12 protein-coding genes and 1 pseudogene are annotated in these 13,415 nt (G+C 68.6%); 2 read left to right on the top strand and 11 right to left on the bottom strand.

Going from position 1 to position 13,415, the window contains the following annotated elements; genetic code table 11:
- Positions 1-5: 5 nt before the first annotated feature.
- The 11 genes and pseudogenes from AB4070_RS17550 to AB4070_RS17500 all read right to left on the bottom strand — a co-directional run bounded on the left by AB4070_RS17550 (position 6) and on the right by AB4070_RS17500 (position 10,765).
- Positions 6-1,556 carry a hydantoinase/oxoprolinase N-terminal domain-containing protein gene (locus tag AB4070_RS17550; protein WP_441981230.1) on the bottom strand — a complete coding sequence of 517 codons (1,551 nt, stop codon included), beginning with the start codon at positions 1,554-1,556 and terminating at the stop codon, positions 6-8.
- Positions 1,556-2,704, bottom strand: coding sequence for a DUF917 domain-containing protein (locus AB4070_RS17545; RefSeq protein WP_441981229.1), 1,149 nt, complete (start codon positions 2,702-2,704; stop codon positions 1,556-1,558). Before AB4070_RS17545 ends, AB4070_RS17550 begins: the two co-directional genes overlap by 1 nt.
- Positions 2,701-4,017: a cytosine permease gene (locus AB4070_RS17540; protein WP_441981228.1), complete on the bottom strand. Its 1,317-nt coding sequence runs from the start codon at positions 4,015-4,017 to the stop codon at positions 2,701-2,703. The genes AB4070_RS17545 and AB4070_RS17540 overlap by 4 nt, the downstream gene beginning before the upstream one ends.
- Positions 4,018-4,199: 182 nt before the next feature.
- On the bottom strand, positions 4,200-4,625 hold the full coding sequence (locus AB4070_RS17535) for a hypothetical protein (RefSeq protein ID WP_441981227.1): 426 nt from the start codon (positions 4,623-4,625) through the stop codon (positions 4,200-4,202).
- Between the two features lie 9 nt (positions 4,626-4,634).
- Positions 4,635-4,799 (bottom strand): annotated as a pseudogene (locus AB4070_RS17530) (helix-turn-helix domain-containing protein); the annotation flags it as partial.
- Between the two features lie 6 nt (positions 4,800-4,805).
- On the bottom strand, positions 4,806-5,261 hold the full coding sequence (locus AB4070_RS17525; protein WP_441981226.1) for an SRPBCC family protein: 456 nt from the start codon (positions 5,259-5,261) through the stop codon (positions 4,806-4,808).
- 102 nt (positions 5,262-5,363) lie between these two features.
- The gene (locus AB4070_RS17520; protein ID WP_441981225.1) at positions 5,364-6,320 is read right to left on the bottom strand and encodes a manganese catalase family protein; all 957 of its coding nucleotides are present in this window, start codon (positions 6,318-6,320) and stop codon (positions 5,364-5,366) included.
- 124 nt (positions 6,321-6,444) lie between these two features.
- Positions 6,445-7,704 (bottom strand): Gfo/Idh/MocA family protein, encoded by a 1,260-nt coding sequence (locus AB4070_RS17515; protein WP_441981224.1) that lies wholly within the window; start codon positions 7,702-7,704, stop codon positions 6,445-6,447.
- Positions 7,701-8,519, bottom strand: coding sequence for a carbohydrate ABC transporter permease (locus AB4070_RS17510; RefSeq protein ID WP_441981223.1), 819 nt, complete (start codon positions 8,517-8,519; stop codon positions 7,701-7,703). Before AB4070_RS17510 ends, AB4070_RS17515 begins: the two co-directional genes overlap by 4 nt.
- Complete coding sequence (locus AB4070_RS17505) at positions 8,516-9,439, bottom strand: carbohydrate ABC transporter permease (RefSeq protein ID WP_441981222.1); 924 nt, start codon at positions 9,437-9,439, stop codon at positions 8,516-8,518. Before AB4070_RS17505 ends, AB4070_RS17510 begins: the two co-directional genes overlap by 4 nt.
- Before the next feature lie 3 nt (positions 9,440-9,442).
- The gene (locus tag AB4070_RS17500; RefSeq protein WP_441981221.1) at positions 9,443-10,765 is read right to left on the bottom strand and encodes an ABC transporter substrate-binding protein; all 1,323 of its coding nucleotides are present in this window, start codon (positions 10,763-10,765) and stop codon (positions 9,443-9,445) included.
- A gap of 121 nt (positions 10,766-10,886) precedes the next feature.
- On the opposite strand from AB4070_RS17500, the gene AB4070_RS17495 reads away from it, so the two are divergent.
- Together AB4070_RS17495 and AB4070_RS17490 are read left to right on the top strand one after the other, a co-directional pair.
- Positions 10,887-12,002: an ROK family transcriptional regulator gene (locus AB4070_RS17495; RefSeq protein ID WP_441981220.1), complete on the top strand. Its 1,116-nt coding sequence runs from the start codon at positions 10,887-10,889 to the stop codon at positions 12,000-12,002.
- A 92-nt stretch (positions 12,003-12,094) separates the two neighbouring features.
- A complete protein-coding gene (locus tag AB4070_RS17490; RefSeq protein WP_441981219.1) occupies positions 12,095-13,378 on the top strand; it encodes a family 16 glycosylhydrolase in 1,284 nt (427 codons plus the stop codon).
- Positions 13,379-13,415 lie beyond the last annotated feature (37 nt).

Raw genomic sequence — 13,415 nt, 5'->3', positions numbered from 1 at the left:
GGACGTCAGGCGGCCAGGCGCCCCACCGCACGCGCGCGGATCAGCACGGCCGTGCCGTCGGAGTACGCGACGGGCAGCTCCTCCACCGCGACGACCTCGATCGTCGCCGGGTCGGCACCAGCGAGTCGGGCACGCTCTGTCGCCTCCGCCGCGGCATCCGCCCGCGAGGCCCGCTGGTCGGCGGAGTCAACGCGGTAGATCTTCTCGATCTGTCCGGCGACCTCGCCGAGGGCGGCGCCGACCGCGTTGGCAGCCCCGAAGTGGTCGGGACGGATCAGTTCGGCGACGCCGTCGAGCACGGTCGGGGCGATGATTCCCCCGCCACCGACGAGGATCACCGGGACGGGTGCGGCATTCGGTTTCATCCGGTCGATCGAGTCCTCCAGGATCGCCCGCATCGCCCTCCAGGCCTCCGCACCCACCGCTGTGGGGACGACGGGCGCGTCGATGCCGTCGATCGCAGCCCCGCCGACCGCCAGGGCGACGTCTGTCGCCGTGAGAGTGGAGCCGCCGAAGGCGAGTCCCTCCTGCGGGAGCCGGTAGCCGACGCTGTCCGGACCGACCGCGGCACCCGCCGGGGTCTCACGGACGATCGTGCCGCCGCCGAGGCCGACCGACAGCACATCCGGCATCCGGAAGTTCGTGCGGATGCCGCCGATCTCGACCGCGTGCGCCGACTGCCGCGGGAACCCGTCGACGAGCACACCGATGTCGGTCGTCGTGCCGCCGATGTCCACGACGAGGGCATCGGTCGCACCTGAGAGGTGCGCGGCTCCGCGGATGGAGTTCGTGGGGCCGCAGCCGATCGTGAGCACGGGGAACTCCAGCGCGTACTCGAGCTGCATGAGGGTGCCGTCGTTCTGGCCGAAGTACGGCGTGGCGGGGATGCCCCGCTCCCGCAGAGCCGCGACGAAGCCCGCGGCCATCTGCCGGAGCGTCTGCATCAGCGCGGCATTCAGCACGGTCGCGTTCTCACGCTCGAGCAACCCGAGCGAGCCGATCCGTGCCGACCGCGAGACCGGGACGCCGAGCTCCTCGACCACGATCGCGGCGACGCGCTCCTCCTGGCTTTCGTCGATGGGGGAGAACACGCCGACGACGGCGACCGCGTCGACCTCGCCGCGCACCTCCCGACAGGCTGCGCGCACCGCCTCCTCATCGACCGGCGAGAGCACGCGCCCGTCGACCTCGAATCCGCCGGCCAGCAGGTGGACGTGCTCGCCGATCGCCGCCCGCAGATCGTCCGGCCACCCCTCCAGGGGAGGAACAGCCGTGGTGGCCGGTGCCCCGAGACGGAGGATGCCGACGCGGCCGAGACCGCGACGTTCGACGATCGCGTTGGTGCAGTGCGTCGTCCCGAGCATCGCATGGCCGATGAGCGTGGCGTCGACACCCGAGGCCGCCAGCACGGCGTCGATCGCGGCAGCCACTCCATCGCCCGTATCGGCCGTGGTCGGACGCTTGACCGAGGCCACCACCTCGAGGCGCTCATCGAGGATCACGGCGTCGGTGTTCGTGCCGCCGACATCGATGCCGATGCGATATCTGCCGGCCATCACGCGACCTCCCCATCCGTCGTGCGCGCAGCGGAACGCTGCGCGATGTGCTCCACCGGAACCCACTCCACGTCGTAGCCGAAGTGGGCGGGTCCCGCCGTCTCCAGGCCGATCGGAGTGCGCCACTTCTCGTGACTGGGGATCGCGATGACCGCGACCCGGGCGCCGTAGCGCAGGGACTCGGTCGTGATCGGCATGCCCGTGGCCAGGTCGAGCACCGCGATCAGGTCGGGAGTGACGGCAGCCAGCACACCGTCCCTCCGTCCGAGCAGCATCTCGTTCTGGAAATCGAGCCGGAACGCGCTCCCCCGGTCGTCGCCGACACCGACGAGCTCAGCCGCACCGCGGGTGAAACCGCCGTCGACGGCGCGCTGCAGGTCGGCGACCTTCCCGTCGAACAGCCGCACGGCGTCGAGGTCGGCACAGAGGGCATCGATGCGCTCGTCGTCGCGCAGCTCTCGCCCGGACGAGTCGCGTCCGCGGAGGATGCGTCCGATGCGCTGGGCGAGCCCGAGCGTGCCGGGGATGGCGCACTCGCGCACGACATCGCCGCCGTAGGCGTAGTCGATCATGGTCGCACCTCCCCCCATCTCGACGGTGACGGACCGCGCGATGCGCTCCGACCATGCACCGTCGACAGGACGGCTGACCACTTCGTTGCCGTGATGGTCGACGAGCACTGTCGTCCCGGGCCCGTAGCCGGCGAGGTGGAAGGTGACCATCTGCGCCTCGGGGAAGGCACGACCCATGGCGTCGCCGTCGACCACCGGCAGCCCGGCGAGGGCGGCCGCGGCGATCGGGATCATCGAGTTGCCTCCGCCGACCTCGATGGGCATCACGGCCGTGGGCGTGCGACCGACCGCGCGTTCGATCGCGTCCAGTGCTGCCCGCAGCTCGGACTCGGCCTGGATGCGCTCCACGCTCACCGAGGGCGCGCCGATGCCCCCGATCGGGATGACGAAGTCGTCGTCGGTCAGCTCGTCGACCGCGAGCAGTCGTACGGGTCCGTGCAGGCGGATCAGCCGCTTGGCCATGAGCGATCCCACGTGCGGGTCTCCTCCACCGCCGGTGCCGAGCACGGCGGCACCGAGCGCGATCTCGTCGATGTCGGCCTCGGTGATCATGGGCGTCGTGACGACAGCGCTCATGCGCTCACCTCGTCCGTGACGGGAGCAGGCGCATCGGGAGCGACGCGACGGCGAAGCGGAAGCAGCACGAGGTACGCGACGAAACCGACGAGCAGTCCGTCGAGGGCCGAGATCGACGTGAGGGTGAACCACCCGAAGCCGGGTCCGTCCGCCGGGTTCGTGGTCGCGACCGCCACGAAGATGCCGACCACCCAGGCGGCGATCGACCAGCCGTCGACCATCGGCACGGTGGCGCCATGGGACCAGCGCGCCGTCTTGCGGCCCGTGAAGAACGATGCCAGATACACGCCGCCGTAGGGGGCGATGATGGTGCCGATGACGAGGATGAACTGCACGAAGTAGTCGGCGGCCCCGATCACACCGACGACGATGCCGATCACGCCGAGCACGACGGTCACGGTGCGTCGGCTCAGCCGCTCGCTGATCGACGCGAACGAGAGACCCGCCGAGTAGAGGTTGGTCGTGTTCGTGGTCCACTGCGCCAGGATCAGCACGATCACCGCGACGCCACCGAGGCCGAGCGCGAAGAAGATCGCCATCAGCTCGGTGCCGTCCATGATGCGGGCGAGCAGGATCGCGACGACCAGGATGATCGAGTTGCCGAAGAAGAAGCCGACGAAGCCGGCGATCATGGCCTGTCTCGGGGTCTTGGCCCAGCGCGCCATGTCGGGGGCGAGCACGACGCCCAGGATGAAGATGCCCATGACGAGCGAGACCGCACCGCCGAACGTGAACGTCGCCTCGACCGGAGCATCGAGCCCCGCCGCACCGTTCACCGTGAACGCGACGATGACGCCGACGATGAGCAGCAGGAGCAGCAGCGGCACGGCGAGGGTGCTGAGGCGGTTGATCGAGCGGTAGCCCCAGAACGCGGTGATGGCCATCAGCACGCCGCCGATCGCCGTGAACACCTGCACGGGGACATCGATGCCGGTGAACTCGGCGAAGGCGATCTGCGCGTTGGCGCCGAAGAAGCCCGCCTGCACGGCGTACCAGCCGACGAGGCTGATGGCGATCGCCAGGGCGAGGATCGCTCCACCGACCCGGCCGAACACGGCGCGCGAGATCATCGCCGTGGAGAGTCCTGTGGCCGCTCCGACGTAGGCACATGCCATCGCGAGCAGTCCGAGCAGGAGCGAACCGAGCATCGTCGCGCCGATCGCCGGCCAGAAGGCCATTCCGGATGCCAGCGAGACGCCGAGGAACGCCCCGGAGAGGTCGATGCCGATCGCGATCCACACGGTGGCGATCGACAGCCAGCTCTTGCGCTGGTCCTGGGGCACGACGCCGTGCTCGTAGTCGGTGGTGGTCATCATCATTCCTTGGGATGTGGCCCTGCGAGTGCGTCGGCGGGGATTCGGGTTCCCGGGGTGCGGACGCCTCGCAGGGCGGGTCGGGGGTCGGGTCGCGGTGCGGCCGGGTGACGCGGTGCCGAAGGGAGTTCGTGGCTCCCTGCCGGCGATCGTCGAGGGTCACCGCATCTGTGCGGCGGGGTTCATCGGGACAGGATCGTGGAGAGGTGTCGCCAGGCCTGGTCGAAGCGCTCGCGGTAGATCTCCGGCGTGTAATGGGTGAGTTGCAGGAACAGGCCGTCCATGACGACGAACACCAGCGCGGTGAAGCCGTCGGCATCGCCGGGGATGAACGCGCCCGCCGAGACGCCGTCGTCGTAGGTCTCGCGCACGGCTGCAGCCAGGGTCGATTCCGAGTCGAGGAAGATCTGACGCAGCTGCTCGCCACCTGGCCCGTACTCGGAGACCGCGGCCCTGAGGCTGAACTCCGCGAGGTCGGGACGGTCGCGGTAGTACGCCTCGATCCCGCCCAGCAGGTGCTGCAGACGAGCGAGCGGCTCGAGAGTGCTGCTGCTCCGCACGAGCTCGTCGAAGAAGGCGGTGTGCTCGATGGAGACCGCGGCGTACACCTCCGCGTACAGCGCCTCCTTGCTCGGGAAGTGCGCGTAGAGCGAGGGGGTCTTGATCCCGACGGCCTCGGCGATCTCGCGCAGGCTCGTCTCGGCGTAGCCCTGGCGCGCGAAGATCGTGCGCGCTTCCGCGAGGCCCGACGGCTGAGCCGTCGGGCCTTCTCTGCATCTGATCTCCGGTCAGGCTTCCACGTCGCCGCGCCACGAGCCGGTCTCGACTCCACGGCCCTCGATGAACTCCTTGAAGTTCTCGAGGTCCTTCTTCACGGCGTGACCCCCCACGCCGACCAGCGAGCCCAGCTTCTCGAGCAGCCCCTCAGGGGCCCAGTCGAGCTGCACCGTCACCCGCGTCGAGGTGTCGGTGAGCGTATGGAACGTCACCACTCCCGCGTGCTCGGTCTCACCACCCGTGCTCTTCCACGCGACGCGCTCGTCCGGGTGCTGCTCGGTGATCTCGGCGTCGAACTCGCGGGTCGCGCCACCGACCTTCACCTTCCAGTGGGTGTGCGTGTCGTCGATCTGGGTGATCGATTCGACCTCGTCGAGGAACTTCGGGAAGCTCTCGAACTGCGTCCACTGGTTGTAGGCCGTGCGGACGGGAACGTCGACGTCGATGGTCTCGATGATCTGCACCATGGGATGCTCCTCACTGCTCGTCGTTCGTGTGATCCCATTCAGCCGCAGATCGCGGGGATCGGCGACGGGGTTGACATCCGCCGCCGGTTCCCCGACATTCCCTCAGCCTGCCGACATCCGGCCGAACGTCGCGTCGATGTCGGCCATCTCCATCTCGGCGGTCGCCTGGATGAGCGCCTGGAGTTCCGCGTCCGCGCCGGGCGAGAACTCCTCCGGTCGTTCCGGAGCGATCGTCGACGGCACTCCCTCCGGAGCCTGCTCGTCCGCCACGAGCTCGGTCCCGTCGCCCGACGGAGACATGCCCTGGAAGATGCGCCCTGCCTCGGAGCGGTCGTCGAGATCGAAGGAATACTGCTTGCTCTGCAGTCCGAGGTCGAGCAGGCGCTTCACCTCGGGGAAGCTCTCCGCGTTCGTCTTCGGGATCGGCAGACTGGTCCGCCAGTTCACACCGAGCGTCTCCAGTGCCTTCGCGTACGCGTTCTCGTGTGCCTGGTCGCGCACGATCAGGTACGAGATGGTCGAGCGGGCCGTCTTGTTGGCGGTCATCTCGTAGAGCCGACACTTCTGCAGCCGGCCCGTCGACTCGAGCATCAGGTTGTAGAGCAGATCGAGCACGAGGTTGCCGGAGTTGTAGACGTAGCTGCCCATCCAGGGATTGCCCGCCGCGTCGACGGGGAGAGCTCCCTGCGCACCGACCAGATAGTGGTGGATGTTGCTGTGATCCAGGGCGATGCTCAACGGCACCGCGCCTCCCGCACCCGGCGCATCGACCGGATCGCCCTTCGTGCCCTGATACGCGGGCGAGCCGTCGAGCAGCCGGGAGATCGTCGTGCCGATGAGCTCGACGTGACTGATCTCCTCGGTGCCGATGCCCTGGATCAGGTCGCGATACGGCTTGCCGTCCGGTCCGCGGAAGTTGATGCTCTGGAAGAGGTACTGCATCATCGTGCGCATCTCGCCGAACTGACCGCCCAGACCTTCCTGCAGCGCATTGGCCGCCGCAGGATCCGGTTCGTCGACCTCGATCGGGTTGATGAGCTGCTGGAGATGGAAGTACATGTCGGCCTCCTCGCCGTCGGGGATGAACGGCCCACTCTGCGCCCGTTCCGACGATCAGCCACCCCGATGGACGACGCCCCGGCCCGCGCGTATCATCGCGCCGTGCGCGCGCGACCGGCGACTCTCAGGGGATGGTGACGACGGTGCCCTGCCTCCTCGCCTCCTCGGCAAGCCAGACGATCCGGTGGGTGGCGAGGCTCTCCTCGGGACCGGAGAGCAGCCCGGAGCGGTCCCCCGTGCGCAGCGCGTCGAGGAAGGCGTGAACGAGGGCATCGTCCGCCCCGCCGTGCCCGTCGGCCGCACTCGCGTTGCCCCGGGTCTCCGGGACGACCTCGTACTTCTCGTCGCGCACGAAGTCATGCACGACGAGGGTGCGCCCGTCGCCCTCGATACTGCCCGTGGTCCCGAACAGGCGGGTCTTGCGGAAGTCGAGTTCCGTGAAGGCGGTGACGGTGAACGATGCGGTGACCCCACCGCCGTACTCGATGTTGACGACCTGATGATCGACGACGTCGTTCTGCCCGTCGTACACGCAGCGGCCGTACGGGCCCTCACGGAGTGCGCGGTCCACCCCGGCAGCGGTGACGTCCGTGGTGAGCACGGCGAGCGGCCAGCGCTCGAACGTCTCGTCGCCGAGGAACCCGCGGTAGATCGTGGTCGCGGAGTACGCGCACGTGTTCTGCAGCGGGCAGTCGAGGCAGCGCGCCGCCGCATCGGCGGGCTTGTTCTCCGGGCGGAAGTGCAGCAGGCTGCCGAACGACGACACCCGCTCTGCCGGCAGCCCGACGATGTAGGAGAGCCAGTCGATATCGTGACTGCTCTTCGTGAGCAGCATCGGGCCGGAGTCCTCTTCGCGTGCCCAGTTGCCTCGCACGTAGGAGTGCGCGAAGTGCCACCAGCCGATCGGCTCGAGGTGTTCGACCGAGACGAGCCGCCCGATCGCCCCGTCGTCGAGCAGACGCTTGAGCGTGCGGGAGTACGCGGAGTATCGCATCACGTGACATACAGCGAGCATCACGCCCGCGTCCTCAGCGGCACGGACGATGCGGGCGGATTCCTCCTCGGTCGGCGCGATCGGCTTCTCGAGCAGGAGGTGGTATCCGGCTTCGGCGAGCCCGATCGCCGGATCCGCATGCAGGCGATCCGGGGTGGCGACGACGACCGCATCCGCCACTCTCTCCGCGCGCCCCGCGATGTCCTGCCAGGTGTCGAACCGCTCGATCGGCTGCCCGGAGAACTCCGTCAGGAACGCCGCCAGACGCTCCGGGTCCGGCTCGACGACCGCCGTGATCGTCGCCCCCTCGGCCACGGCGCGACGGGCATACCCGGTGCCGCGCGATCCCGCCCCGACGATCGCGAGACGGAGAGGGACGGGGACGGTCATTTGAGTGCTCCTTGGACGAGACCGGCGACGAACTTGCGCTGGAAGATGAAGTAGAGGACGACGATCGGAACGATCACGATGATCGTGCCGGCCGCGAGCAGGGGGATGTTCTCGCCGAACTGCTGCACGAAGGTGCCGAGTCCCGACGGCGCCGTCCGTCGCGCGGGGTCGCGGATCAGGATCAGCGCGAGCAGGAACTGGTTCCACGCCCACATGAACGTCAGCAGCGCATAGGTGATGATCGCCGGTTTGGCGCCGGGGATCAGGATCTGGATCAGCGTGCGGAAGCGACCCGCGCCGTCGAGCTGCGCCGCTTCGATGAGCTCGTTCGGCACCGACTCGAAGTGGGTGCGCATCCAGAAGATCCCGAACGGCATGAACGCTCCGACCAGGGGCAGGATGACGGCCCAGTAGGTGTCGATCAGCCCCGTCGAACGCATGGAGAAGTAGAGCGGGATGACGATGGCCTCATACGGGAGCGTGAGCCCGGCGAGGAAGAACGCGAACAGCGCCCCCTTCGCCGGCATCTTCATGGTTCCCATGGCGTAGCCCGCGAGCGTGGAGCAGATCACCGAGATCGGCACCACGACGACGGCGATGATCGCGCTCGATGCGAGCAGCGAGCCGAAGCCGGCCATGGTCCATGCGCTGAGGAAGTTCTCCCAGTGCGGATCGGTCGGCCAGGTGAGCCGCGGCACGAGCGTGCCGGAGGGTTGCAGCGCGGCGGAGACCAGCGCCAGGAACGGGAGGACGACGCTGAGCACCGCCACGAGGAGGAAGCCGGCGGATATCAACCGGGACGTGCGTGATCTCATGCGTTGCGGCGTCCGATCCTGCCGATGACGGCGACGAAGACGAGGATGATGGCGCTCAGCACGGTGGCGAGTGCGCAGGCGAGCCCGACCTCGTTCGAGGTGAAGACGAGTTTGTAGATCAGCACGCCGGGCACGATCGTCTGATATCCGGGGCCTCCGCCGGTGGTGACGTAGACGATGTCGAAGCTGGCGAGCGCGGCGATCAGCGTGACCGTCGCTGCGACGACGATCTCAGCCCGGACGCCAGGGACCGTCACGTGCCAGAACTGTCGGATCGGGCCGCATCGGTCGAGCCGGGCGGCCTCGTACAGCGACGGATCGATCTTCTGGATGCCTGCGAGCAGCAGCATCATGCACAGCCCTGTGGTCACCCAGGTGCCGATCACCCCCACCGCGGGGTAGGCCCAGGTGAAGTCGCCGAGCCATGCCCGAGCGAGATCCCCCATACCCAGGGCGGTGAGCAGTTGGTTGATCGGGCCGTCGGCAGCGTAGAGGTAGCGCCACACCACGCCGACGGCGACGAGCGGCAGGATCTGCGGGAGGAACAGCACCGTGCGGACGAACCCGGACCCCCGTCGAGGGCGCGCGGCGATGACCGCGGCGATGATGAGGCCGAGGATCACAGGGAACACGGTGTAGAAGATGATGAACCCGAGGCCGTTGCGCAGTGCCACGAGCAGCCGCTCGTCGGTCGCGACCTTGACGTAGTTGTCGATGCCGGCCCAGGTGGCGGCACCGATCCCGTCCCACTCCCAGAACGAGAGCCAGATGCTCTGCACCCAGGGCGCGATGGTGAAGGTGCCGTAGAACGCGAGCGCTGGCAGCAGATAGAGGAGAGCGCTCCATCCCCGACGCGGTCGACGGGGGGCTCCGGCCGTGCGACCGGAACCCTCCCGCGACCGCGGTGACGTGGTCGTCATCGATCAGCCGGCGTGGGCGGCGGCCCAGTCGGCCTGGACGGCGGCGAGGAAGTCGTCGACGCCCGTCTGACCCGCGATCAGCTGCTGCGTGCCGGCCTTGAGCACGTCGTTCATCGTCGCGGTCGCGTTGTTGTTGAACGCGACGAGACCGTCGGCATCGGAGACCTCAGCCCACGCGGCCACGATGTCGCCCTGGAGTGTTCCGTCTTCGGCGACCGCGACCGTGGGATCGTTCGGCATGAACCCCTGTGCGAACTGCTGCTCGCTGGCTTCGGGGGATCGCAGGAAGTCGAGGAACGCGGCCGCCTCGTTGGGGTGCGCGCTCTGCGAGGAGATCGCGTAGGCCACCGAGGTGCCGATTCCCGTCACGTTCTCACCGGGGAAGGCCAGGAACCCGGCGTCCGCCCCCAGGGCGTCCCCGATCTTGCCGGCGTCCCAGATGCCGTCGACGAGGAACAGCCCCTTGCCCGCCGTGAAGTTGTCGACGGCTCCCTGCAGATCGGTGCCGTTCACCGTCGTCGGGTCTCCGAGGTAACCGGCCTTCTGCCAGTCCACCAGCGTCTGCGCCGCCTCGCGGTTCGCGTCGGTCTCGAACGTCTCGCCCTCGTGGCCGAAGGCCCAGGCGTTGGCCACGTCGGCCCCGGATGCCCCCTGGCCGAGGAGCTGGACGATGAACGCGGCGTGTCCCTCGGCGTTGCCCACCTGCACCGGCAGGGCGCCGGCGGCCGCAGCGGTCTGCAGCGCCTTCTCGAAGTCGGCCGGCGACGTCGGAGCGTCGATCCCGAGCTGCGCGGCGAGCGCCTTGTTGTAGTACGCACCGACCAGTGAGAAGCCGGCGGGCGCGGCATACAGCGCGCCCCCGTCTCCGAGCGTGCTGCCGTCCTCGGCGACCCGCCACTGATTGAGCTGGTTGGCGGGGAAGAACTCGTCCCACCCGTAGAGGCCGGCGTAGTCGTCGAGCGGGAGCACCAGCTTGTTCTTCACGGTGTTGGCCACGGCGTTGAGCAGGACGATGTCGGGCGACTGGTCGCCGGACAGGTTCAGGTTCACGCTCTGGTTGTAGTCGTCGTAGTTCGTCTGGGAGTACTCGATGGTGATGTTCGGGTGCTCCGCCTCGAACGCAGCGATGGTGGCTTCCGTCGCTGCGCCGGATTCGGGAGTCGACATCAGGGTCAGGGTGATGTCATCGGTGGTCAGCTCGGTGCTGGCGTCGACATCGGCGCCGGTGCCGCTGGTCGTCGCGCCGGGTGCGCAGGCGGTGAGAGCGAGGCCGAGAAGCGTTCCGGCCGCGAGCGGCGCGAGGACGAGTCGGGTGCGTCTTTGCATGGTTGTGTCGCCTTCGGGTGAGGGAGGGAGTATTTTGCAACTCTCCGTGGTAATTCATAATTTAGGGCGGAGCAGTCACGGTGTCAAGCGTCCGGATCGCCGGATGTGGTAGTCAGGACTCGTGACATCCCAGCCGCTCGGCACCGACCTCGCAGCCATGCGGCGACTCAACGATCACGCCGTGCTGACCACCCTGTGGGAGGCGGACGGACCGTTGACCGCCACCCAGCTCGCGTCCGTCACCGGCCTCTCCCGCACGACCGTCGAGGCCGTGCTGCCCTCGCTGCTCGAGAACGGACTCGTCGCCGCCGAGCAGCTGCGCCCCCACCGGGCGGGCCGACCGGCGCGTGGCTACAGCTTCGCGGCCGCGCACGGCATGTCGGTGGGAATCGACATCGGCCCGCACGGCATCGCAGGCATCGCCGGCGACCTGCGCGGCACGGTGATTGCACCGCATCGCCGGATCGAACAGGACCTCTCCGGCGGTGAGGATGCAGCTGCCGCAGTGATCGACCTGGTGGCCGCGCTGCTCGACGAGGCGACGGGCGCTCGGGAGATCGCCGCGCTCACCGTCGGCATCCCCGGCATCGTCGACGCGGACGGCCACCCCGTGAAGACGACCGTCGTGCCGGACTGGCTGGAGGCGGATATCGACGCGCACCTGCGGCGCGCGTTCCCCGACGCACGGATCTCGTTCGACAACGACACCAAGCTCGCAGCCATCGCCGAGATCGAGAGCGGAGCCGTCGGCGCGGACGAGACCGCCGTGCTGTTGCGGATCGGCAACCGCATCTCCGCAGCCTCGATCGTCGACGGCCGGGTCGCCCGCGGGGCCCACGGCGCTGCGGGCGAGATCGGGGCGCTGGGTCGCGTGGCGTGGCCTCAGGCTCAACAACGCCTCACCACCCGCGCCGCCGGCCAGATCGAACGCCTCTTCCTCGAGGGCGACGGTCTGTCCGCGCAGGCCCATGCAGCGGTCTCAGACTTCGCGGCGGACATCGCTGACGGGCTCGGGGCGCTCGTCCTGGCGATCGATCCGCACGCCGTGGTCATCAGCAGCAGCATCCCGGAGGCGTCGACGCGGCTCGCCGCAGCGCTGAGTCGGGAGCTCGACGGTCGCGCCCTCTTCCTCCCCGAAGTCCGGCCGTCGGCGCTGGGAGCCGCCGCGCCCTGCCTCGGTGCACTCGCCGTGAGCACTGCGGCCGTGCACGAGCAGCTGTTCGCTCGCGAGTATTGACAATTACGACAGAGTCCGGGTTAATTGCCTCGCCGGCCGTGTTCGTCTGATCGCGTCCGGGTGAAGATCACCGTCGATCCCCGAGGAGCATGATGACACGCCCGCAATCCGTACGTCGCCTCACCGCGGCCGCCGCCGTGGTGGCCTCCGCAGCCGCCCTCACTCTCGCCGGCCCCGCAGCCTGGGCCGCCGACACGCCACCCAGCCCGCTCGACAAACCCGGATACACTCTCGACTTCAGCGAGGAGTTCACCGGCACGACGCTCGACACGAACAAGTGGCTGCCGAACTATCTGCCCCACTGGGTGCCCGCCGAGGACATCGCCGACACCGCCGCGCGCTACACGATCTCCAACGGCACCATCAAGCTCCGCGTCGACAAGGACCAACCGCCGTGGAACCCCGATCAGGACGGCACTGTGGTGTCCTCCGCGATCCAGACCCACAACCAGAACAACTGGCACCCCTTCAACGGCAGCGCCGTGAACCGCAACAACCTGCCGACCTTCGACGGCTACTCGACCAAGTACGGCTACTTCGAGGTGCGGGCGAAGAACTCCAACGCGGGCGGCGGCGGGCACCAGGCCCTGTGGCTCGTCGGCACCAACACCACCGGCGGCCAGTCCGAAATCGACATGATCGAGACCTTCTTCAGCACGCCGAACAGCTGGCGCATCGCCGCCTACGGCTGGGGCGACCCGAACTTCCTCTCATCGTGGTCGCTCGACACGGTTCCGGTGTCCGGCTCCCCGACCACGGAGTTCCACGTCTACGCCATGGATTGGACTCCCACCCAGCTGCGGTTCTACTACGACGGCCAGCTCGTGAAGACGCTCAACGATGCGCCCAACACCGCGATGGGCATCATCATGAACATCTACACGGGCGCGGGCTCCGGCCAGCCGAACAGCGTCTGGCCCAAGCAGTGGGAGGTCGACTACCTGCGCGTGTACAAGGACAACGCCGGCTACTCCGAAGCCGTGTCCCCCACCTGGAAGCTCATCAACAACCGTCACCGCGCCGGCGCGATCAACATCGAGCCGAACGACGGGGTCGTCCGCTTCGGCGAGGTGCCGACGAGCTACTGGAGCGCGCAATGGGTTCCCGAGACGTCGTCCGGCACCACGAAGTACCGCAACCGCTGGACCAACCAGTACCTCTACGTGGACGGCACGACCGTGCGACACGGGACCGCAGCGACGGCCGGTGCCTCCGCCTCCTGGTCGACACCGGACGCGGGCGGAGGGTTCACCCGGATCCAGAACGCATCCGGCGCGCTGCACGTCGAGAACAACACCGGCAAGGTCGAGTTCGGCAACGTGTCGAGCAGCTGGTGGTCCTCGCACTGGCAGCTCAAGGCCGCGCCCGCGAACTGAGCACGACACCGGGAGGGGGACCGACCGGTCCCCCTCC

Source organism: Microbacterium sp. 2RAF4, assembly GCF_052115285.1.
Lineage (GTDB): Bacteria > Actinomycetota > Actinomycetes > Actinomycetales > Microbacteriaceae > Microbacterium > Microbacterium oxydans.
The sequence above is the reverse complement of the archived record's forward strand: the minus strand, read 5'-3'. Positions and strand labels throughout refer to the sequence as shown.